Annotated in this window: 17 protein-coding genes and 1 tRNA gene; 5 read left to right on the forward strand and 13 right to left on the reverse strand. The window is 64.9% G+C overall.

The genetic code is table 11. The features are described 5' to 3' along the window. Positions 1-43: 43 nt before the first annotated feature. From WCE59_RS07830 to WCE59_RS07850, 5 genes are all read left to right on the forward strand, one after another. A complete protein-coding gene (locus WCE59_RS07830; RefSeq protein ID WP_343258187.1) occupies positions 44-727 on the forward strand; it encodes an HNH endonuclease in 684 nt (227 codons plus the stop codon). Between the two features lie 83 nt (positions 728-810). Continuing rightward, on the forward strand, positions 811-1,965 hold the full coding sequence (locus WCE59_RS07835; RefSeq protein ID WP_343258188.1) for a hypothetical protein: 1,155 nt from the start codon (positions 811-813) through the stop codon (positions 1,963-1,965). Positions 1,966-2,032: 67 nt separating this feature from the next. Beyond that, positions 2,033-3,958: a 1-deoxy-D-xylulose-5-phosphate synthase gene (gene dxs / locus WCE59_RS07840; RefSeq protein ID WP_343258189.1), complete on the forward strand. Its 1,926-nt coding sequence runs from the start codon at positions 2,033-2,035 to the stop codon at positions 3,956-3,958. A gap of 83 nt (positions 3,959-4,041) precedes the next feature. Beyond that, positions 4,042-5,175 carry a GGDEF domain-containing protein gene (locus WCE59_RS07845; RefSeq protein ID WP_343258190.1) on the forward strand — a complete coding sequence of 378 codons (1,134 nt, stop codon included), beginning with the start codon at positions 4,042-4,044 and terminating at the stop codon, positions 5,173-5,175. A 192-nt stretch (positions 5,176-5,367) separates the two neighbouring features. Then, positions 5,368-5,568 carry a hypothetical protein gene (locus WCE59_RS07850; protein ID WP_343258191.1) on the forward strand — a complete coding sequence of 67 codons (201 nt, stop codon included), beginning with the start codon at positions 5,368-5,370 and terminating at the stop codon, positions 5,566-5,568. Between the two features lie 48 nt (positions 5,569-5,616). On the opposite strand, the gene WCE59_RS07855 is transcribed toward WCE59_RS07850, so the two are convergent. From WCE59_RS07855 to WCE59_RS07915, 13 genes are all read right to left on the reverse strand, one after another. Then, positions 5,617-5,693 (reverse strand) — tRNA-Pro (locus WCE59_RS07855). A 23-nt stretch (positions 5,694-5,716) separates the two neighbouring features. Next, the gene (locus WCE59_RS07860) at positions 5,717-6,073 is read right to left on the reverse strand and encodes a MerR family transcriptional regulator (protein ID WP_343258192.1); all 357 of its coding nucleotides are present in this window, start codon (positions 6,071-6,073) and stop codon (positions 5,717-5,719) included. Next, the gene (locus WCE59_RS07865) at positions 6,066-6,371 is read right to left on the reverse strand and encodes an integration host factor subunit alpha (protein ID WP_343258193.1); all 306 of its coding nucleotides are present in this window, start codon (positions 6,369-6,371) and stop codon (positions 6,066-6,068) included. The genes WCE59_RS07860 and WCE59_RS07865 overlap by 8 nt, the downstream gene beginning before the upstream one ends. A gap of 16 nt (positions 6,372-6,387) precedes the next feature. After that, positions 6,388-8,763, reverse strand: a complete 2,376-nt coding sequence (gene pheT / locus WCE59_RS07870) for a phenylalanine--tRNA ligase subunit beta (protein ID WP_343258194.1) — start codon at positions 8,761-8,763, stop codon at positions 6,388-6,390. Positions 8,764-8,853: 90 nt separating this feature from the next. Further along, positions 8,854-9,876, reverse strand: a complete 1,023-nt coding sequence (pheS, locus tag WCE59_RS07875) for a phenylalanine--tRNA ligase subunit alpha (protein WP_343258195.1) — start codon at positions 9,874-9,876, stop codon at positions 8,854-8,856. A 114-nt stretch (positions 9,877-9,990) separates the two neighbouring features. Then, a complete protein-coding gene (gene rplT / locus WCE59_RS07880) occupies positions 9,991-10,350 on the reverse strand; it encodes a 50S ribosomal protein L20 (RefSeq protein ID WP_343258196.1) in 360 nt (119 codons plus the stop codon). A gap of 13 nt (positions 10,351-10,363) precedes the next feature. Continuing rightward, a complete protein-coding gene (gene rpmI, locus WCE59_RS07885; protein ID WP_343258197.1) occupies positions 10,364-10,561 on the reverse strand; it encodes a 50S ribosomal protein L35 in 198 nt (65 codons plus the stop codon). Between the two features lie 232 nt (positions 10,562-10,793). Continuing rightward, positions 10,794-11,315: a translation initiation factor IF-3 gene (infC, locus tag WCE59_RS07890; protein ID WP_343258340.1), complete on the reverse strand. Its 522-nt coding sequence runs from the start codon at positions 11,313-11,315 to the stop codon at positions 10,794-10,796. Positions 11,316-11,396: 81 nt separating this feature from the next. Next, positions 11,397-13,304 carry a threonine--tRNA ligase gene (gene thrS / locus WCE59_RS07895; RefSeq protein WP_343258198.1) on the reverse strand — a complete coding sequence of 636 codons (1,908 nt, stop codon included), beginning with the start codon at positions 13,302-13,304 and terminating at the stop codon, positions 11,397-11,399. Positions 13,305-13,591: 287 nt separating this feature from the next. Further along, positions 13,592-17,266 (reverse strand): Mur ligase family protein, encoded by a 3,675-nt coding sequence (locus WCE59_RS07900; protein WP_343258199.1) that lies wholly within the window; start codon positions 17,264-17,266, stop codon positions 13,592-13,594. Between the two features lie 2 nt (positions 17,267-17,268). Beyond that, on the reverse strand, positions 17,269-18,447 hold the full coding sequence (locus WCE59_RS07905; protein ID WP_343258200.1) for an HlyD family type I secretion periplasmic adaptor subunit: 1,179 nt from the start codon (positions 18,445-18,447) through the stop codon (positions 17,269-17,271). Further along, a complete protein-coding gene (locus WCE59_RS07910) occupies positions 18,444-20,609 on the reverse strand; it encodes a type I secretion system permease/ATPase (protein WP_343258201.1) in 2,166 nt (721 codons plus the stop codon). The genes WCE59_RS07905 and WCE59_RS07910 overlap by 4 nt, the downstream gene beginning before the upstream one ends. Continuing rightward, positions 20,606-21,910, reverse strand: coding sequence for a TolC family protein (locus WCE59_RS07915; RefSeq protein ID WP_343258202.1), 1,305 nt, complete (start codon positions 21,908-21,910; stop codon positions 20,606-20,608). Before WCE59_RS07915 ends, WCE59_RS07910 begins: the two co-directional genes overlap by 4 nt. Between the last annotated feature and the right edge of the window lie 116 nt (positions 21,911-22,026).

Here is a 22,026-nt window from a genome sequence, read left to right on the forward strand (position 1 = left end):
CGATACACACGGCGTCATAAATCGGGTATATGCTGTTTGCTCGATGAAGGACGTCAGCGCGAAGCTTCGCCTGCTCCCCGCCGGACCTGGCACGCCGGTTGCCGATGCTTCGCCCACAACATCCACGGGACCCCCTCCTGTCGCGGCGCGCCCGCTGCCGCTGGGCAGCGTCCGTCTGCTCTCCCTTGATGCACATGGCCGCGTCCTCGACTGGATCAGCTGGCAGGATGCGGCCTGCCTCTACGCGCGCGATGCCGTCACCTGGACCCTAGGCGAACCCTGCCTGCAGGTGCATGGCGGCATCAACCGCGTCAGCGGCGCGCGCAGCATCCTGGCGCTGCACCCGATCATCGCGGCACGGGGGCATGCTTCCGGCGCTGCGCTCAACCCCACCCCTGCGCTGACCAACACGGCCCTGTTCGCCCGCGACCAGCACCTGTGCCTGTACTGCGGCCATGGTTACGCCCGCAGCAAGCTCACCCGCGATCATGTGATTCCCCAATCCCAGGGCGGGCGTGATTTGTGGGAAAACGTGATCACCGCCTGTTACCACTGCAACTCGCGCAAGGGCGGCCGCACCCCGGCCCAGGCCTCGATGCCGCTGCTGGCCGTGCCCTATCGGCCGAGCTGGATCGAACACCTGATCCTGTCCAACCGCAACATCCTCGCCGACCAGATGGCGTTCCTGAAGTCGCAGCTGCCCAGAAATCCGCGGCAGCGGGGCTGACCCCGCCGGCGCGCGGGAGTCACCGGGGAGCCTGATCGTGAATCCGGCTAAACTCGGGACTTTCATCACGGTATCGCTGCAGCATGGCTTTGACTCTCGGTTTCACCAGCATGGACCAGGCCACGGAAACCGCGCTCGGCGCCGCGTTCTCCGAAGCCGTCGGAAGTTTCCCCGGGCGCTTCACGCTGGCTGACAGCGACACTGCCGACTACGTCATCATCGACATGGACAGCCTGTACGGTCCGATGGGTTGGCTGCGCCTGCATGCCGCCGGCAAGCAGGTCATCGGGTTGACCGCTGCGGCCCGCACCCAGGCCGACTTCCGCCTCGGCCGCCCGTTCGATACGGAGGCCATGGTGCAACTGCTGCAGGAAATCGCCGACAGCACCGGCGACGCGGCCGATCCGGTCGCGGAACCCGCGGTGGAAACCACCCCCGCGCCGCAGGTGCCTTCCCCGGACAGCAGCGTTGCCCCGGCCCCGGCACCGGTATCAGAACCCGTTTCCCTTGCCGTCAGGCTGGCCGTTCCCGCGAGTGTGGACGATGCTGCTGCCGAGACTGCCCTCGCCTCGCCGCCCCCGGAGATGCAGCCGGCACCCACGATGGTGGAGGAGCCCACAGAGCCGGAGCCGCAACAGGAGCCGGAACCCGAACCAGCCCCCCCACCGCGCGACCCCATGTTCGCCGACTGGATGACACCCCAGGCACTGCAGGGCCGGCTGCGTTTCCGCCGGGGTAACGGCCCCGAGCTGTGGATCGATGCCGATGCCCGCCGGTATTACGGCCCCCAGCTGCTCAAGCCGCTGACCCGGTATTTCGAAGAGCCCGTGGCCCGCGAGGACTTCAGCCCCGTGGACGAAGCCACCTGGAACGCCGGCATCGCCACCGCCGGCACCGCCCAGCCCCTGCAGCGCCTGCAATGGCTGGGGGGCCTGCTGGCGGGCCACGGCACGCTGCTGCCCGAACATGACCCGGACGGCCGCTACCGGCTCACCAAGTGGCAGCAGAGCGAACGCGAGTTCGCCCGCCACTTCCGTATAGCCACCGCGATGATGAAAGGCCCGGCCACCCTGGCCGAGATTGCAGAGACCAGCGGCGCAGAAGCGGGCGAAGTGGCTGATTTCATCAACGCCAACCTTGCAACGGGCTTTGCCGAATTCGTACCCGAACCGGAGCCCGAACCCGAGGCACCACCGCGTCCCACCGGCTTTTTCCGGCGTCTGCGCAGCAGATCCTGAACGCACTGCACCCCTCACCGCCGGGCGTTGCCTTGCCCCCCGCGACCCGGGGGGCGAAAATGCCCGCATGATCGACATCAAACGCTATCCGCGGCTCGCGCGGATTGATTCGCCGGCCGACCTGCGCGGCTTCGACGAAGCCGAGCTCCCCCAGATCGCCGACGAACTGCGTAACTACCTGATCGAATCGGTTGGGAAATCCGGCGGCCACTTCGGCGCCGGACTGGGCGTGGTCGAGCTGACCACCGTCCTGCACTGGCTCTACAACACGCCCGAGGACCGCATCGTCTGGGACGTTGGCCACCAGTGCTACCCGCACAAGATCCTCACCGGCCGCCGCGACAGCATCCACACCGTCAAGCAGAAAGACGGCGTGGCGCCGTTCCCCAAGCGTGAGGAAAGCGAATTCGACACCTTCGGCGTCGGTCATTCCAGCACCTCGATTTCCGCCGCCCTGGGAATGGCGATCGCCAACGCCCAGGCCGGCAACAATCGCAAAGTAATCGCCGTGATCGGCGATGGTGCCATGACCGCGGGGATGGCCTACGAGGCCCTTAACCATGCCGGCGGCATGGAGACCGATCCCGACGTTCTGGTGATCCTCAACGACAACCGCATGTCGATTTCCGAGGCGGTCGGCGGCCTGACCCGCATGCTCGGACGCATGAGCGGCAGCAGCACGCTCAATGCCCTGCGCGAGGGCGGCAAGAAGCTGCTTGGCGACAAGCACAGCCCGCCGGCGCGCTTCGTCAAACGCTGGGAAGGCCAGTGGAAAGGCATGTTCGTGCCCTCCACCCTGTTCGAGGAGATGGGCTTCCACTACACCGGCCCGATCGACGGTCACGACACGAAGGCGCTGGTAGGCGCGCTGCGCACGCTCAAGGGCCTGAAGGGTCCCCAGCTGCTGCACGTGATCACCACCAAGGGCAAGGGCTTCGAGCTGGCAGAAGGCGACCAGATCGGCTACCACGCCGTCTCCCCGTTCGACCCGGCCAAGGGCGTGGTGCCCAAGGGCGGGCCGAAGAACCCGACCTATACCGACATCTTCGGCAACTGGCTGTGCGACATGGCCGTTGCCGACGACAGGCTGATGGCGATCACCCCGGCCATGCGCGAGGGCTCGGGCCTGGTGCGCTTCAGCAAGGAACACCCGGAACGTTATTTCGATGTGGCGATCGCCGAGCAGCACGCGGTCACCCTGGCCGCCGGCATGGCCACCGAAGGCGCCAAGCCGGTGGTGGCGATCTACTCCACCTTCCTGCAGCGCGGCTACGATCAGCTGGTGCACGACGTCGCCATCCAGAACCTGGACGTGACCTTCGCCATTGATCGCGGCGGCGTGGTCGGCCCGGATGGCGCCACCCACGCCGGCAACCTGGACCTCAGCTTCCTGCGCTGCGTGCCCAACATGGTGCTCATGGCCCCGGCCGACGAAGACGAATGCCACAAGCTGCTGACCACCGGCTTCCGGCATCCCGGGCCGGCGGCAGTGCGCTACCCGCGCGGCACCGGTCCCGGCGTGCAGGTGCAGACCAGCCTGGAGACCCTGCCCATCGGCAAGGCCCAGGTACGCCTGCCGGGTAGCCGCGTGGCCCTGCTTGCCTTCGGCGCCATTGTGCCGGCGGCCGAGCGCGTGGGCGCGGAGCTGGGCCTGACGGTGGTCAATATGCGCTTCATCAAACCGCTGGACCGCGACCTGCTTGTGGAGCTGGCGAAAACCCATGAAGGCTTTGTCACCCTGGAAGACAACGTGGTGATGGGCGGCGCCGGGTCCGCAGTGGGCGAGTTGCTGCATGCCGAGGGCATCACGCTGCCGATGCTGCAGCTGGGTTTGCCCGACGCTTTCCAGCACCACGCCAGCCGCGAAGACCTGCTGGCGGAAGCCGGGCTGGACGAAGCCGGTATCCGCGCCGCCGTGCTTGCCCGGTGGCCCGGTCTGCAGCCCGGATCACTGCCCGACGCACAACCGCGCACGTCCGCAGGCGTAATCTGACCGCCCGCACACGGCATTAACGCTTCCCCCGGGCGGGGCTTATCATTCCCGCTATCCACTGCCCGTGCAGCGAGGGGAAAAGCTTGCAAACGCAACCGCGTCCCACGGACGGGGAATCCAGGCGCTCGCCCCGTGCGGCCGAGCGCATGCAGCATGCGTTCGCCCGGCTTCCCTGGCGGATCTATCGCTACCGGATTCTGGGCATGGGCCTGGGTGGCGTGGGCATCGCTGCGGTACTGATGGAAAATGATGCCCCGCTCCCGCTGTGGCTGCTATGGCTTTTCACCGCCGTCCTGTGGCCACACCTGGCGTTCCTGCTGGCTACCCGCAACTCCAACCCCTATCACGCCGAGGTGCGCAACCTGCTGGCGGATTCGGCCCTGGTCGGCATATGGATCCCCCTGCTGCAGTTCAACCTGCTGCCCTGCGTATTGCTGCTGACCCTGGTGACGGTCGACAAGATCAACACCGGCATTCCCAGGCTGTGGCTGTGGTCGCTGCCGGGGATGCTGGGCGGGCTGTTGCTCACCGGACTGCTCACCGGTTTTGCCGCCCAACCCGTCACCAGCATGGCGGTGATGGTGGCCAGCCTTCCGATGCTGATGATCCATACCATCGCAGTCAGCTTGGGCAGCAACCGCCTCGTCCACCGCATCCAGGACAAGAACAGGCAGTTGGATGAACTCAGCCGGGTGGACGGACTGACCGGACTGCTGGCGCGCCGCCACTGGCAGGAACTGGCCACTCAGGCCTTGCGCCGGCATCAGCAAGCCGGCACGCCGGCGGTGCTGCTCATGCTCGACCTGGACAATTTCAAACTTTGCAACGATCGCCACGGGCACGCGTTTGGCGATGAGGTGCTGAGATCCGTCGCCCACACGCTTCGCGCCCACGTGGCGGGCATCGGCGAAGCCGGCCGCTATGGTGGCGACGAATTCACCCTGCTGCTGCCCGGCAGGAATGCGCTGGAGGCCGAGCGGATCGCAGAGGCAATCCGCGCGGAGATCGAGTCGATTCCGCTGTCTGCCACGTCCGATACGCGGGTCAGCGTCAGCGTGGGCATGGCTGCCGCCAGCCGCGACTGCCTCACTTTTGAGGAATGGATCGAGCGCGCAGACGCAGCGCTGTATCGCGCCAAGCACTCCGGTCGCAATCGCGTGGCCATGCACACCGGGAAACAGGCCGTTACCGGCGACGGGCAACCCCAGGGAGCCTGAAGGGTCAGAGTTTCCTGACCCCGGCGACCGGCATTCGCCGATACCCGGCGCCGACGCCCTGGGACATCATGATCCAACCAGCACCGCGACCGGCTCCGATCGGATCTTCCCCGTCCGTGAGGCTCTCCAGCGGCCGCGGGCGCGCCGCATGGACGCGGGCGCTGCTGGCCCCCACACCGCCAGGAGTTCCACGTGATTCAGATCAGGGAGGCCCACGGCCGCTACGAGGTTCTCAGCCCCGACCGGCACTGGGAAATGTGCGACGACCGCATCCACGCCCAGGCCGCCGCGCTGGCCCTGGCTGCCGAGATCGAATCGGAAACAGGCGAGCCACCTGCAATCATTGCTCCGTGGCCGATCAAGACGAGCCCTGGAGCAGCAGGACCGCAATAAAAAAGCGGCTCCGAGGAAATCTCGTAAGCCGCTGATTTAAAACAGATTTGGTCGGGGTGGCCGGATTCGAACCGACGACCACTTGTCCCCCAGACAAGTGCGCTACCAGGCTGCGCTACACCCCGTTGATCGAAACATTATACCCGCATCAGCGCCGCAGAGTCTGCAGAACTTCTTCCAGCTCGGCACGCACCTGACGCAGGATCTGGCCGCTCATCGAGGACTCCTGGCGGGCATCGTCGCCCTCCAGGCGCTGGCGGGCGCCACCGATGGTGTAGCCCTGTTCGTACAGCAACCCGCGGATCTGGCGCACCATCAGCACATCGTGTCGCTGGTAATAGCGACGGTTGCCGCGCCGCTTGACGGGGCTCAGGCCGGGAAATTCGGTTTCCCAGTAGCGCAGGACGTGCGGCTTTACATCGCACAGTTCGCTGACTTCACCGATGGTGAAATAGCGCTTGGCGGGAATCGGCGGCAGCTCCCGATTGCTCCCTGGATCAAGCATTCTCCTCTCCCGGCGTATACGCCTCGACCCGCTCCTTGAGCTTCTGCCCAGGGCGGAAGGTGACCACCGTACGCGCGGAAATCGGAATCTCCTCGCCGGTTTTGGGGTTGCGACCCGGACGCTCGTTCTTGCGCCGCAGGTCGAAGTTTCCAAAGCCGGACAGCTTGATCTGGCGCCCTTGCTGGAGCGCCTCGCGCAGCACCTCGAAAAACGCGTCAACGAATTCCTTCGCCTCGCGCTTGTTCAGGCCGACTTCTTCGTACAGCCGTTCGGCCATTTGTGCCTTGGTCAGTGCCATACCGCTTACCGGATCCTCAACTGCGAATGCGCGCGCCGTGTTCCTGCTGCAGTGCATGGGTCACGCCCTGCACCACTTCATCAACGTCACGCTCAGTCAGAGTGCGCGATTTCTCCTGAAGGATCAAGCCCATAGCAAGGCTCTTGAACCCGTTTTCTACGCCGGCGCCCTGATAGACGTCAAACAGTCCAAGGCCCACCAGCAGCGGTCCTGCGGCGGCGCGGATGGACGCCTCCAGCGCGGCCCAGGTGACTTCCTCCGGCACCACGAAGGCCAGATCCCGGCGCACCGATGGGAAGCGGCCCAGCGACTGCACCTGCGGCAGTGCGCGCAGGCGCAGCGGCTCCAGGTCCACCTCGAGGCCGATCACCGCATGATCCAGGTCCAGCTTGCGCAGCAGCCGCGGATGCAGCTCGCCGATCCAGCCGATGCGCTCGCCATCACGGTAGACATCGGCCGAACGGCCCGGATGCCCGTGCGCGGCCTGCGAGGGACGGTATTCCAGCCGCGCACCTGCGCATGCCGCCAGACTGTCCAGGTCGCCCTTGAGGTCGTGGAAATCGACCGCACGGGACTCTCCGCCCCACTGCTCAACCCGCGCATCGCCCATTGCCGCCGCAGCGATACGTGGCGTTTCCACCGGCGCGTTGCCCGGCCCCGAGGCGGTAAAGGTCCTGCCGATCTCGAACAGCCGCACCCGCGACTGCTGGCGCGCAGTGTTACGGCCAAGCGCATCCACCAGACCGGGCAGCAGCGCGGTGCGCATCACGCCCAGTTCCGCGCTGAGCGGGTTGGCCAGGGGCACGGCGCTCTGCTGCAGCTGCCAGCTGGCCAGAAATTCAGCATCCACGAAGGCGAAGTTCACTGCCTCCAGCCAGTCACGTCCCACCATGTGGCGACGCAGATCCGACTCCGTCACCTGCCCTTCGGAATCCGCAACCACCCGGGTCGCACCGCTGGGCAGCGTCGTGGGCACGCGGTCGTAGCCGTGGATACGGGCCACTTCTTCGATCAAATCTTCCTCGATCGACAGGTCGAAGCGGCGACTCGGCGGCGTGGCCTGCCAGCCCTCGGCGGTCTCTTCCACCGCCATGCCAAGCGCACGCAGGATCCGGCCCACCTCGGCGTCATCCACCTGCACGCCCAGTACCCGGGCCAGGCGTTCGCGTCGAAGCCCGATTGCGGTCGGCTGCGACAGGTGTTCGGTCAGCACTGCTTCGGTGACCGGTCCCGGCGTGCCGCCTGCAATTTCCAGGATCAAGCGGGTGGCAGTCTCCATCGCTGCACGGGGAAGCTCCGGATCCACGCCACGCTCAAACCGGTGCGCGGCATCGGTATGCAAGCCCAGCCGACGGCTGCGCCCGGCAATCACGGTGGGTGCAAAGTGCGCGGATTCGAGGAATACATTGCGGGTGGTATCGGTCACCCGGGTGCCCTGGCCACCCATCAGTCCGGCCAGCGCCACGACGCGGTCCGCGTCGGTGACGGCGAGAAACTCGGGGTCCAGATCCACTTCACGCCCATCCAGCAGCACCAGCTTTTCGCCGGCGCGGGCGCGGCGCACACCCACCGGACCCTTCAGCAGGTCGCGATCGAAGGCATGCATGGGCTGGCCCAGCGCAAGCATCACGTACTGGGTCACGTCCACCAGGAAGCTGACCGGACGGATACCGCCGCGGCGCAGGCGCTCCGCCATCCATATCGGGGTGGCAACGCTGGCGTCCACGCCTTCAATCACCCGGCCGAGGTAGCGCGGCGCATCGGCGCCGGCATGCAGCTCAACATTGAGCGCCGAATCGCTGGCGGCCGGTACCGGTTCGGGATCAAACCCGGACACGGTGGCTCCAAATGCCGCGCCCACATCGAAAGCCAGGCCGCGCAGGCCCAGGCAGTCGGCGCGGTTGGGTGTGATGCCCAGCTCGATCACATTGTCGGGAAGACCCAGATAATCGGCCAATGGCGTGCCCACCGACGCATCCGCGGGCAGCTCCATCAAACCGGATACGTCGGCATCCACGCCCAGCTCTTTGGCCGAACACAGCATGCCGTTGGACTCGACCCCGCGCAGCTTGGCGGCCTTGATTTTGATCTCGCCCAGGCGCGCGCCGACCATGGCCAGCGGTGCCACCAGCCCGGCGCGGGCGTTGGGAGCACCGCACACGATCTGCAGCGGCTCGCCCTGCCCGGCATCCACCTGGCAGACCTGCAGGCGGTCGGCCTGCGGGTGCTTTTCACACGACAGGATGCGGGCAACCACCACCCCGTCCAGCCCGTCGCCCAGCCGCTCCACGCCTTCGACCTCCAGGCCGATGGCGGTGAGCCGGTGCTCCAGCGCAGCGCTGTCGGCATCCAGGGAAACGTGTTGGCGCAGCCAGTTTTCCGAAAACTTCATCGTTCGTAATCCGTCGGGCGGGATATGCCCCGCCAATCCAGTTGATCCGATCCGCGCCCGGCGGGCGCCATCCGGTGAACCAGTGCCGTGCTAGGCGAACTGCCTGAGGAAGCGCACATCGTTCTCGAAGAACGCGCGCAGGTCGGTCACCCCGTAACGCAGCATCGCCAGCCGTTCCACGCCCATGCCGAAGGCAAAGCCGGTGTACTTCTCCGGATCGATGCCCACGTTGCGCAGCACGTTCGGGTGCACCATGCCGCAGCCCAGCACCTCGAGCCAGCGGGTGGAACCGTCAGGCTGCTGCCAGGCGATATCCACTTCCGCCGAAGGCTCGGTGAAGGGGAAATAGCTCGGCCGGAAGCGCATCTCGAAGTCGCGCTCGAAGAACGCCTTGATGAACTCGGCCAGGGTGCCCTTGAGGTCGGCGAAGTTGGCGTGCTCATCCACCAGCAGGCCCTCGCACTGGTGGAACATCGGCGAGTGGGTCTGGTCCGAATCGGAGCGGTACACCTTGCCCAGCGCAATCATCCGCAGCGGCCCGCTCTTGCCCGATGCGATGTGCTCGCCCATGTAGCGCACCTGCACGCCCGATGTGTGCGTGCGCAGCACGCGGCGGTCGCTGCCCTCGCCGGCGGTGTAGAAGGTGTCGTGCATCGCCCGCGCCGGATGATGCGGCGGGAAGTTCAGCGCTTCGAAGTTGTGCCAGTCGTCCTCGATCTCGGGACCTTCCGCACGCTCGTAACCGAGACGACCAAAGATGTCGGCGATGCGTTCGATGGTGCGGCTGATCGGATGCACGCCGCCGCGATCGGCGTCGCGCCCCGGCAGGGTCACATCGATCGCCTCGGAGGCCAGACGCGCGTCCAGCGCTGCGTCATCAAGCACCTGTCGCCGTTCGGCCAGGGCCTTGCCCAGCGCATCGCGAACCTTGTTGATCCCCGCGCCGGCGGCCTTGCGCTCCGCGGCGGGCAGCGCGCCCAGTCCCTTGAGCAGCGCGGTCACGCTGCCCTGCTTGCCCAGCAGCGACACCCGCAGCGCTTCAAGCGCATCGGGACTCGACGCGGCGGCAATGTCCGCCAGCGCCTGCCGGTTGATCTGTTCGATATCAGCCATGGGCCCCATTTACCCCAACGCAAAAAACAATGGGGAAGGACTTGCGCCCTTCCCCATGCGTGTACATCGATGTCCGGCCGCGCCACCGTTCAAGGCGGCGCGGTACGGGACAACTTACGCTGCGAGCGCGCCCTTGGCCTTTTCGGCCAGCGCGGCAAAACCGGACGCATCGTGCACGGCGATGTCCGCCAGCACCTTGCGGTCCAGGGTGATGCCGGCCTTCATCAGACCGTTCATGAAACGGCTGTAGCTCAGGCCGTTGACGCGGGCTGCCGCGTTGATGCGGACGATCCACAGCGAGCGGAAATTACGCTTCTTCTGCTTGCGGTGGATGTAAGCGTACTGCTGGGCCTTGATGACCGCCTGGTTGGCAACGCGGAACACCTTGCGGCGTGCGTTGTAATAACCCTTGGCCTGGCTCAGGACCTTCTTGTGACGACGGCGGGCCTGAACACCGCGCTTGACTCGTGCCATTGTTCAGTCCTCCTCAGAGATACGGCAGCATACGGTCGAGACGACCGCTGTCGCACGCCGGAATGTGGTTCGTCTGACGGAGGTTGCGCTTCCGCTTCGTCGTCATCTTGGTCAGGATGTGGCTGCGGTTGGCGTGGCCAGCCTTGTACTTGCCGGAAGCTGTCTTCCGGAAGCGCTTGGCCGCGCCCCGATGGGTCTTGATCTTGGGCATTTCGGTGTCCTTTGGTCTCTTTCTGGCCTGGGAGGCGGACATTGCCGCACTTGGAAACCCCAGACCGGTTACAAGCCCCTGATCTACATGCGGAAATTCCACAAGTGGATCCGCAGGTGGAACAGAGGCGGCTCACAGGATCGTGAATTCACCGGCGAACCGGAGCCGGCCATTATGCCGGCCGATCACGCGCCATGCAATCGCAATGGCGCGTCGGGGGCGTAGCCCCGACCTACTTCTTCTTGGGGGCGATCATCATGACCATCTGACGCCCTTCCATACGCGGGCGCGACTCGATCACGATGTCTTCGCCAAGGTCCGCTTCGATCCGCTGCAGCATGCCGCGGCCGAGCTCCTGATGGCTCATCTCACGGCCACGGAAACGGATGTTCACCTTGACCTTGTCGCCATCTTCCAGGAAGCCGCGCATCTTGCGCATCTTGATCGCGTAGTCACCGGAATCGGTGACCGGGCGGAATTTGACTTCCTTGATCTCGACCTGCTTCTGCTTCTTTTTGGCCAGGTTGGCCTTTTTCTGCAGGTCGAACCGGAATTTGCCGTAATCCATGATCCGGCATACCGGGGGATCGGCGTTGGGCTGGATCTCAACCAGATCGAGTCCTTCTTCCTGCGCCTGGCCGAGGGCCTCGTCGCGCGAAAGTAAGCCAATCATCTCGCCATCGGATCCGATCACGCGTACGCGCGGTACACGGATGTCCTGATTCCTGCGATTCTGCTTGTCCGGGGTGCTGATATTACAATCTCCAAGATCAATAAAGCCGGCCGCTCGTCAGCGTCCGGGACTGCCGGCGCGCAATGCGCCGGTACACACACATTATGCCTGCGCGAGCCCGTCACGAAGAAGTGAGGCAACGTCGGCGATCGACATGCTGCCCAGATCCTCCCCCGCCCTCGTGCGGACGGCAACCGCGCCATTTTCCTTCTCGCGATCCCCTACCACAAACAGGTACGGCACCCGCTGCAGGGTGTGCTCCCTGATCTTATAGCCGATTTTCTCGTTGCGCAAATCGGATTCGACCCGGAAACCCTGATCCGCAAGGGCTTTTCGCACCGCTTCCACGTGGTCGGCCTGGGCATCGGTGATGTTCATCACCACCGCCTGCACCGGTGCCAGCCACGCCGGGAACGCGCCCGCGTGATGCTCGATCAGGATGCCGATGAAACGCTCCATGGAACCAACGATGGCCCGATGCAACATCACCGGCGTCTGCCGCTGGCTGTGCTCGTCCACGTACTCGGCTTCAAGGCGGCCCGGCATCATGAAGTCCACCTGCACGGTGCCCAGCTGCCAGGTGCGGCCGATGGCGTCGCGCAGGTGGTATTCCACCTTGGGGCCGTAGAAAGCGCCCTCGCCGGGCAGCTCTTCCCACTCCACTCCGGCCGCGCCCAGGGCAGATCGCAGCGCCCCTTCGGCCTCGTCCCACACGGCGTCATCGCCCAGGCGGGCCTCCGGGCGCAGCGCCAGCTTGACCTGCACTTCGTCGAATCCGAAATCCGAATACACCTTCATCGCCTGGGCGTGGAAGGCGGTGACCTCGGATTCGATCTGTTCCCGGGTGCAGAAGATATGCCCGTCGTCCTGGGTGAAGCCGCGCACGCGCAGGATCCCGTGCAGCGCGCCGGACGGTTCGTTGCGATGGCAGCTGCCGAACTCGCCGTAGCGGATCGGCAGATCGCGGTAGCTGTGCAGGCCCTGGTTGAAGATCTGCACGTGTCCCGGACAGTTCATGGGCTTGACCGCGTAGGTACGCTTCTCGGACTCGGTGAAGAACATGTTCTCCTGGTAGTTGTCCCAGTGGCCGGATTTCTTCCACAGGGACACGTCCAGAATCTGCGGGCAGCGCACCTCGCCGTAGCCGCTCTCGCGGTAAACCTGGCGCATGTACTGTTCCACCGCCTGCCACAGCGCCCAGCCCTTCGGATGCCAGAACACCAGCCCGGGGGCTTCCTCCTGCAGGTGGAACAGTTCCTGCTGCTTGCCGATGCGGCGGTGATCACGCTTTTCGGCTTCCTCAATCCGCTGAACGTAAGCGTTGAGCTGCTTCTTGTCGGCCCAGGCGGTGCCGTAGATGCGCTGCAGCTGTTCGTTCTTGGCATCGCCACGCCAGTAGGCGCCGGAAATGCGCAGCAGCTTGAACACCTTCAGAAAGCGGGTATTCGGCACGTGCGGGCCGCGGCACATGTCCACGTATTCCTGGTGGTGGTACAGGCCCATCTCGGTGACTTCCGGGCCCATGTCCTTGATCAGGCGCAGCTTGTAGTCCTCGCCCCGGGTCTGGAAAATTCCGATGACCTCTTCGCGCGGGGTCATGCGCTTGATGACGTCGTAATTGGTGTCGATCAGCTCGCGCATGCGCTGCTCGATCGCGGCCATGTCCTCGGGCGTAAACGGGCGCTCATGCCAGATGTCGTAGTAGAAGCCATCGTCGATCACCGGCCCGATCACCATCTTGGCTTCCGGATACAGCTGCTTGACCGCATGCCCCACCAGATGGGCGCTGGAGTGGCGGATGATCTCCACGCCCTCCTTGTCCTTCGGCGTGATGATCTGCAGCTGCGCGTCCTGGCTGATCAGGTCGCTGGCATCCACCAGCCGGCCATCCACCTTGCCGGCCACCGTGGCCTTGGCCAGGCCCGGGCCGATGGATTCGGCCACCTGCATGACGCTGACGGGGCCGTCGAATTCGCGCTTGCTGCCGTCTGGGAGGGTAATCGTGATCATGGGGAGAGCCTTCGGTGAATCAGTACCTGTAGGAGCGCGCCATGCGCGCGAAGCCGCGTAAAATCCTGCGACATAAAAAAAGCGCCGCAAGGGCGCCGTTAGCGGATGGGCCCCCGCGGTTCAATCAACACTGGTCGCTGGTAGTGGCCATGTCGCACACTCGGCCGGCGTTTCCGCGGGCCACCTTTCCAATCTGGAAGAGTTGATCCAGCATGGTAGCGTAAGCTGCAATAAAGCCGCCAGCTGGACGATTCTGCCGGCCCTTTTTCGCTATCTCCGCCGGAAGCTCACCTCTGCATTGGGGCAACGGAAGGGGCGTGCAGCTGCCGCAAATGCCGCACCAGCCCGGAAAGCCGGGTCCCGGCCGAGCTCTTCACCAGAACGAGGTCTCCCGGCCCCAGAAATTCCAGCAGCCGGGGCTGAAGCGCATCGACATCCGGGAACCACTGGGTGGGCATCTCGCCTTCCACTGCCTTCTCGAGATGCCTCATCAGCTCGCCACACAGGAGCAGCAGGTCCGGCCGGGCGGCGCGCACTCCGGGGGCCAGAGCCGCATGCAATTCCTCTGCGCGCGGCTCAAGTTCTTTCATGTCGCCGAGTATCAATACCCGGCGCCCTCCCTGCAGGGGCGGCTCCATTTGACCCACAAGCCGCAACGCCGCTTCCATTGATGCGGGATTGGCATTGTATGCATCGTCGATGATGCGCAGCGGCTTCCCTTCCGCCTCCAGATCAAGCAGTTCCCCTCTTCCCGAGAGCGCAGTTGAAGTGGCCAGCCTGGAGAGCGCAGCTTCCAACGGGAGCCCCATTCCTGCGATTGCCGCCAGGCAGGCCAGGCTGTTCATCGCCATGTGCTCACCGGCGGCCCCCAGTCGGTAGCGCACTTGCTGCCCCAGCACCTCGGCATGCACGGAGCCGCTCGCGGCGTTGTACTCCAGCAGCCGCGCCTGTGCGCCGCGGCTTCGCCCGAAGCCGACAATCCTCAGGCCAAAGCGGGTCGCCTGGGAGACGAATATCCGCCATTGCGGCAGGTCCCGGTTCAACACTGCCAAACCGCCGGGCAGCATGCCGCTGAAAACCCTCGCCTTCCGTCGGGCTATTTCATCGACGTTATCGTGGTAACGCAGGTGCGCTTCACCCACGTTTGTGATCAGCGCTACATCGGGCCGGGCCATCCGGCTGCTTTCGCCCATTCGGCCAACGGCAAGCTCAAGCGCCGTGAAAGGCGCCCTCCAATCCATTGACGCAAGATTCCAGGCCACACCCGGAGGCAAATTGGCATTGTGCGCGGTACGGTTGGTCAGGCCGTAGGCTTCTAGTACGTGCGCAAGCATGTTTACGGTAGTGGTTTTTCCGGAAGTGCCGGTCACGGCCAGTACTCGCCCGGTCATTTGACTCCGCGCAAAAGCCCCCATGCGCAGCACTGCCTGGGTGCGATCGTTCACCCGCAATACCGGTATACCCCGATTGACCTCGTTTTCCCGATCATGCTCCATGATCACGCCACCGGGAGCGTCGCCAAGCGCTGCCAGCGTCTCTGGCTTCAGCCCCAGGGGCTGCTCGTCAAAACGCACGACAACGAGTTGCCCTGGCTTCATCGAAGGCTTCCAGAAACAAAGCCCCGTTGCAGTCCAGTCGGTGCTCGTTGGTGGCCGCAGCCAGGTTCCTCCAGTGGCCGCACGCAATGAATCGTTCGTCCAGCCGTCTGCCCTGCGGGCTTTCAGCCTGGCGAGCCCGGCCAAGTGGTCGGTAACCGCCACTGGAGGAAGGTCGCCCGCGCCGTACTCCATGTGCCAGGGTTCGTTCGGGACGGTCCAGCGCCACCCGTAACGGGCGGCATTCTGCTTGAGCCACGCCATTCGCGCAGGGCTTCGGGACTGATGGATATCAACGGCCAGCCCCAGCCCATGCTGCGAGGTTCCCGGCACGCGGGTCAACGGATGATCAGCCTTGCGCCTCCAATGCTTCCCCTGCCAGGTAACGGTGTGCTCATCCGCCACCTGCTGTTCCTGATAATTCGCCAGGAAAACCCGCTTCTGCATTGCCAGCGGGCGATAGACGTCGTGATGGTGCGCCGGCTCCAGCAAGACCCCATCGGCGAGGGCGGCTGCACGCATTGCATCCCAGGCCTGGGCCGCCCGCCAATGCAGCCAGCCTCCAATGACCGGTTGCAAAATGACTCCGTCGAGTTCTCCGTTGCGCTGGCCTTCCAGATCAGAGGGCAGCTCGGCTTCTTTATCCGGCACCACCTTCGAGTCAGCATGTTTCAGCGCGATCGGCGCCGACACATCGCCGGTCGCCGATTGCAGCCACTTCCAATAGGCCACATACCCCGACAGGTAGTGCTCCACATCATCGATGCGTACCCGAAATCCGTGGTGCCGGATGAAGAATCCGTCGAGGATTTTCTGCGGATTGCGGAAGAACATGGCCACTTCGGGCCAGAAGAATCCTGACAGCAGATAGCGGGCGCGCCATTCCAATGCGTCCTGGAATTTCTCCAGATCAAAGCCATCCAGAAGATGGGCGTGCTCGGGATCGGACTGGATCCGGTCGATCATCTTCCGCGCCGCCATCATCAACTCCAGCAGCGTCGGAAAGGTGGTGATACGGGTGCGGACGAAGTCGAGGTGATCGCGCACGTTGTCCAGGCCGAAGCGGTAATAGCGCGCGTCCGAGCGGTACAGGGTCAGCTCGTTGACGCAGTACGACAGCCAATGATCGTGGGCCCGCCAATGCTCTGCGGCGATGAAGTACTCAAATGCAGTTTCAACCGCGGCCAGCCAGCGCGGATCGCGCGTCAGGCCGTACAGCCGCATGAGCCCGAACGCCGCCTCACCGTCGTAATAGATAATGCGATGCTCAGCCTTCACCTCCAGGTTCGGCCAGTGCAATACATGCACAAACCGGCCGCTTGAAGCGTCCTGCATGTGAAGCACGCCCAGCGCGAGCTTCTCGAGCAGCGACAGATAGCAACGGTCGCCAGTCAGTTCTGTGTATTTGCACAGGGCGAGCAGGCACACCCCATTGCCCCCCAACTTGATCTCGTTGCCCGTATCCACCAGGAACGCCGCCCGCGACCCATCCGGCAAATCGGTTTCGCGGATCAGGTGCTTGCACAGGTAATCAAGGGCCAGTCGGGCAGCAGCCTCATGCGCAGGATCACCGGTGAGTTCCCAGCCTTCCAGCAACGCATAGGTGGAACTGGCATGGCGAAGCGCGTTGTAAGTAGGGATGGGCCGGTCAAAGCACGGGAAACAGCCGTACTCGTAGCGCCCTCCCGGCTGCACCTGCCGGGCGAGGTAACCGGTGCTCCGACGCACCACGTCCAACACGACGTCTGCGCCCCAATCGTCGACCCTGCGGTACCCGCGATTACGGCCCGCGTGCTCGATCTCCTCCACCACCTGCCCGTCGGAAAAAACCGCACGGGTATCGAACAACCACATCGGCTGCGTTGGATCTTCAGGCCAGGCCAGATCCCGCTGATACCGGCGCCGGGCATACACACGCAAGTTGTTGCTGTTGGGAGTGGCTACCGGCTGGCGGCTGTCATAAAGCAGCGCGGCACCGGAAAACTCCTGGGCCAGGAACGCGGTTTCCAGTTCGGCATCAAACGCGATGCAATGGCGCCAATAGTTGCGCTTGGTTGCGGCGAGCTGCTTACAGATGTCACCCCAGATAGTCCGGCGGACGGAGCAGGCCACTTCCACCCGAAGCCATCGTGGGGAAACTTCCCTGCGTTGCCACCGCGCCTGGACCTCCGCTGCCCCCTGCTCCCACGCCTGCTCAAAGCTGTCGCCGCGGGCGGTGAACACCACCGCGCGTTCGGCGCCGCTGCTGCTGGCGAAAAAGAGGACGCATCGGCCGGGCTCCGCCACCCCGTCGGACACGGCCTGCCTCCAGAGCCGCTCCATCGCCTCTTTCGCCTGGTCAACCAGTTCCAACACCTGCGTTGACACCATCAGCGCTCCCGCAGCGCTTCCTGCGCCCGATTCAATGGCTTCATCAGGTAGTTCATCACCGTCTTGCTGCCAGTGTGGATGTCTGCCGTGGTCACCATGCCCGGGAAGATCGCGAACGTGGCCCCGGCCTTGTTGACCAGATGATCCTTGTCGGTGCGGATGTACACCCGGTAATAGAAAACATCGGGGCTGACCTCATCCTGGATCGTATCCGGGGAGATCATGACCACCTCTCCTTCCAGCCCCCCATAGATGTGGTAGTCGTAGGCCGTGACCTTGACGACCGCCCGTTGGCCCGGGTGCAGGAACGCCACGTCACGCGGGGAAATGCGCGTTTCGATCAGCAGCTGGTCGTCCAGCGGCACGATCTCCATCAGCTTGCCGTTGGGCGGAATGACCCCACCCACCGTGGTGACTTCCACGTTTTTAACGATGCCCTTGACCGGCGAGACGATGGTGGAGCGCGCCAGCGTATCGGCGCGGCCACGGGTAACCGACTGCTGCTCCAGGACCTCGGCGTTGGCGCGCGACAGTTCCTCACGCGCATTGACGACATACTGGGTGCGCAGGTCGGTCAGCTTGTTCTGCAATTCGGTCGCCTGTCGACGCAGGCGCAGCAGTTCCACGTCACTGGCCGCACCCCGGGCCACCAGCGGCTCCGTCAGTCCGATTTCCTGATTGACCAGCGCCAGCGCCCGCTGCAGGCCCTCGGAGCTTTCCCGAAGGCTTTCCCGGCGTGAGTGGTAGAGCGCCGTTTCGGTCAGGACAAGATCCTGGTCTTCCTGCACTTCCGCGGGAAACGCCAGCGGCTTACCGGTTACCTCGGCGCGCAACCTGGCGGCACTGGCGAGGGCCGCGCGCATGCGCGAGGCACTTTCTTCCACGGTGGCTTCCAAGCGGGTGGGATCCAGGCTTGCAAGCACCTGCCCCGCCTCCACCAGGTCGCCCTCGCGCACGTTGAGCCTGGCCACGATCCCGCCCTCCTGGGACTGGATCACCTGCTCACGGGATGTAGGAATGACCTTGCCCGGCCCCGTTGTCACCTCATCGAGCTCAAAAATGCTCGCCCACACCGCGAGGCTGATCAGGCACAGCACCAATGCCCACACCACCCAAGACGCCAGCGGCGTGCGGCTGCGCCCCAGCCCCATGCCTGCACGGAGCCCGCCCAGGCTCATGTCTCTTCTCCGCCCGCAGGCTTCGACTTGCCCACGGCCCGCGTCTTTCTGACCAGGACGTCCGCCGGTGAGCCATCACGCACGATTCGCCCCTGGTCAACCACGATGATCCGATCGACCCATTCCAGCACCGCCGGCCGGTGGGTTGCCACCACCAGGGTGCGGGGCTCCAGCCACTCCTTCAGCCCCCTGATGAAACGGCGTTCACTGCCTTCATCCAGCCAGGCGGTCGGCTCATCGAGCAGGATGACGTTCGGATCCCTGATCAGGGTGCGCGCCAGGAGGAGCAGCTGGCGCTGTCCTCCCGACAGCCCGCGCCCACCTTCCTGCACCATGTGATCCATGCCGTCGGGCAAGGAGCGCACCACGGCCGTGCCGCCGCTCAGCGACAGCGCCCGGACGATTTCCTCATCACTCGCATGGGGCAGGCCCATGGTGAGGTTGTCCCGGATGCTGCCGTAAAACAACGCCGAATGCTGGTTCAACAAGGCGATATCGCGACGGATATCCATGGGATCCAGGACGGACATCTGCAGCCCGTCGAGCAGCAGTTCACCCTCCTGCGGCAGGCGCATTCCCGCCAGGAGCTGGAGCAACGTGGATTTGCCCGCGCCATTCCGGCCCAGCAGCGCCACCTTCTCCCCTGCCGCGATCTGCAGCCCATCGACAGCGAGTACCTGCCGCCCCCTGTCCTCGTAACTGAATCTCAAATTGCTGATCCGGTAGTCACCCCGCAGCACCGGGCGATGCACCCGGACCGAGCGCTCAGGCTGGTCGACCGGCCGCTTCATCAGCTCGTCCAGCCCTTCCCTGGCCACTTTGGCCTGCTGCCAGCGCGCCATCACCCCGGTCATCTGGCCAAGGGGCGCCACCATCCGTGAGGCGAGCATCGAACAGGCCACCAGCACGCCGACCGACAGCGCGCCGTCCATCACCGCATACGCGCCAACCAGCACCACCGTGGTGTAGACCAGCTGCTGCACCTCCTGGGTCCAGGCCGTCAGTGCCCCCGTCAGCCCCCGGGTTTTGACACCGATGGCGGCGGTGGTCTCATTGATGTGGTTCCACTGGTTCTGGAACCTGGGCTCGGCGCGGAGCAGCTTGATGTCATCCAGGTTGTGCACGCTCTCAACCAGCATTGCGCTGCGGATGGATGCTTCGCGCATGCCTTCCCTCGACAGCTTTGCCAGGGGCCGCTGCGCAATCAATCCCGGCACCAGCAGCAACGGCAGCGCTGCCAATGGCACCAGCACGAGATGCCCGCCGATCCACCAGATCACACCGAGGAACAACAGAAAGAACGGCAGATCGGCAATCGCCCCGACGGTCGTCGAGGCCACCAGGTCCCGTATCTGCTCCAGTTCCCGCAGCTGGGCAATCAGGCTGCCGGTGGACCTGGGCCTGGCATCGTTCCGGATTCGCAGGGCATGCCCGAACACCCTGTCGGAAATACGCAGGTCCGCCCTTCTGCCTGCGAGGTCTGAAATATACGTACGCAATATGCGCATCACGAAGGCAAACGTGAGCGCGATCAAGAGGCCGCCGTAGAGGACCCACAGCGTCGGAATGGACTGGGCCGGAATAACCCGGTCATACACCTGCATGGTGTAGATGATCGCGGCCAGGGTCAGCACGTTGGCCACCAGCGATGCCAGCATCACATCGAGGTAGCGCGGCCACTCCTTGAGTACGATGCCGATCAGCCAATCGGCCTTCCAGGGGCGAATGTACTCATCGACCCGGGCGTCCGGCACTGCCGACTCCGGCTTGACCAGAAGCACCCGGCGGATCCGCTGCAATGCCTCCTCGCGCCCAACGCTTGTCGTCAGGCCGCGATCACCACTCAAACGCAGTACCACCTGTCCGTCAGCGTCAATCTGCTCAAGCAGCCCGACCTGACCACCCCCGAGATCGGCCACCATGGGCAGCCGCCACGGGTCCAGCATGTCCGGTTCCAGCTGGTCGAACACGCCCACCAACCCCAACTCACGGGCCATGTGCAGGACAACCTCATCCAGCCCCTGGTCGCGGATGCGCCAGTCGGCTTCCACACGCACACGCTCTTCCGAACCGTCCAGGCGGTAATGCCGGGCGATCCCCAGCAGCGCTTCAAGCCACGGCTCGTGCGCATTGCCGGGAGCTGCGGTGATTTCATCCATCATGGCGCCTCCAGATCGAACGCCTGACGCGCACGCCCTGCGGCCAGCAGGTGGCCCAGTTGCGCCAACCACAGGTCATGGCGCGCATTCGCCAGTTCCTCGCGGGACTGACCGATCTCCTGCTCCGCATTCAGCAGATCAAGGGCATTGCGCGTGCCCAGTGCCAGGTACTGCTCCCAGTAGAGATCCCTGGTTTCGGTAATGCTGGAGACGCGCTGCTGCAACACCCCGAGCCGCTGCTCAAGTCCTGCAATCTGTTCGCGATACGACTGCAGGTCATCAAGCGCTGCAAGACGCTCCGCCTGGACCCGCTCTTCCGCCGCTTCCACCGCGCTCGCCCCGGCGCGGGCCCGCGCTGAGATCCCTCCCCCCTCGTACAGCGAGCCTCTTACCGAGAGAAAGGTGGTGGTGTAGCTGTTCCTGCCGTACATGTCTTGATAGCGATCGCCCGCCTGTCCCAGCCGCCGGTTGGCATTGGCTTCCAGCGCGACGGTGGGATAACGCTGGGCACGGGCGTTGCGCAGCTCAGCGGTGGCCGCCTCGCGCTGGGCGATCGCCACCATCAATGCTGGCAGCCGCTCGATATCAGAGTCCGTCGAGGCCCATTGCAGGACCTGCTCGGGAGCAGCTGCAACCGGGGCACCCGCACGGGTGCCAACATAGGTTCCCAATCGGGTACGCCATTGCCGCAGCTGGGAATCGATCGCCAGCAGCCGGGCCCGGACCGCTTCCACCCGGGATCGGGCCTGCAGCGGATCACTGCGCGTGGCCGCCCCGGCTTTCGCACGCAGCTCGGTGATTTCCAGCACTTTGCCCAGCGAGTCCAGCTGCTCGAGAATCATGGCCCGCAGCGCCTCATGACGATGGATTTCTATCATCGCCTGCACCGTGCCTTCCAGCACCTCGTCCACGGCCTGCAGCAATGCGGCCCGCTCCCTTCGCTCCCCGGCACTCTCCCGCTCCACGGCGCTGGAGGTTTTACCGAAGTCGTACAGCATCTGGGTCACGCCGACAGTCGCCACCTGCCCTGTACCGAACTCGCCCTGCTCGCCGGCGGTGACCTCCGCCTGCACCCGTGGTCGATACCCGGCGCGAGCAGCGTCGATCAGGCTGGATTGCTGGCGTACCGTGGCCTGGGCCGCCAGCACGGTGGGATGGCGGTTGACCGCAAGCTGCACGGCTTCGTGCCAGGTCAGCTCATCTGCAAAGGCGACCTGCGGGTCCTGTTCCAGGGCATGGGCCATCACCGGCGACCCTCCCAGCAGCGAAAGCAACACGCCGCACAACACTGCCCTGACCCTCAAGCCCTTCTCCTGCATGTGCCCGCCGGGGAACATCCCTGTCCCCACACAGGCGAGGCAACCCTCATCCTGCAGTTGCCGGCCACCTGGGTGGCCGGCAACTTCACACGCTTCCACTG

Source organism: Luteimonas qiangzhengi, from assembly GCF_039548515.1.
Classification (GTDB): Bacteria; Pseudomonadota; Gammaproteobacteria; order Xanthomonadales; family Xanthomonadaceae; genus Luteimonas.

Coding starts and splice junctions, on each gene's coding strand:
- rpmI (WP_343258197.1), bottom strand. CDS start 10,561: ATGCCCAAGATCAAGACCCATCGGGGCGCGGCCAAGCGCTTCCGGAAG.
- thrS (WP_343258198.1), bottom strand. CDS start 13,304: ATGATCACGATTACCCTCCCAGACGGCAGCAAGCGCGAATTCGACGGC.
- WCE59_RS07865 (WP_343258193.1), bottom strand. CDS start 6,371: ATGGCACTGACCAAGGCACAAATGGCCGAACGGCTGTACGAAGAAGTC.
- rplT (WP_343258196.1), bottom strand. CDS start 10,350: ATGGCACGAGTCAAGCGCGGTGTTCAGGCCCGCCGTCGTCACAAGAAG.
- pheT (WP_343258194.1), bottom strand. CDS start 8,763: ATGAAGTTTTCGGAAAACTGGCTGCGCCAACACGTTTCCCTGGATGCC.
- WCE59_RS07910 (WP_343258201.1), bottom strand. CDS start 20,609: ATGATGGATGAAATCACCGCAGCTCCCGGCAATGCGCACGAGCCGTGG.
- dxs (WP_343258189.1), top strand. CDS start 2,033: ATGATCGACATCAAACGCTATCCGCGGCTCGCGCGGATTGATTCGCCG.
- WCE59_RS07860 (WP_343258192.1), bottom strand. CDS start 6,073: ATGCTTGATCCAGGGAGCAATCGGGAGCTGCCGCCGATTCCCGCCAAG.
- WCE59_RS07905 (WP_343258200.1), bottom strand. CDS start 18,447: ATGAGCCTGGGCGGGCTCCGTGCAGGCATGGGGCTGGGGCGCAGCCGC.
- WCE59_RS07835 (WP_343258188.1), top strand. CDS start 811: ATGGCTTTGACTCTCGGTTTCACCAGCATGGACCAGGCCACGGAAACC.
- pheS (WP_343258195.1), bottom strand. CDS start 9,876: ATGGCTGATATCGAACAGATCAACCGGCAGGCGCTGGCGGACATTGCC.
- WCE59_RS07830 (WP_343258187.1), top strand. CDS start 44: ATGAAGGACGTCAGCGCGAAGCTTCGCCTGCTCCCCGCCGGACCTGGC.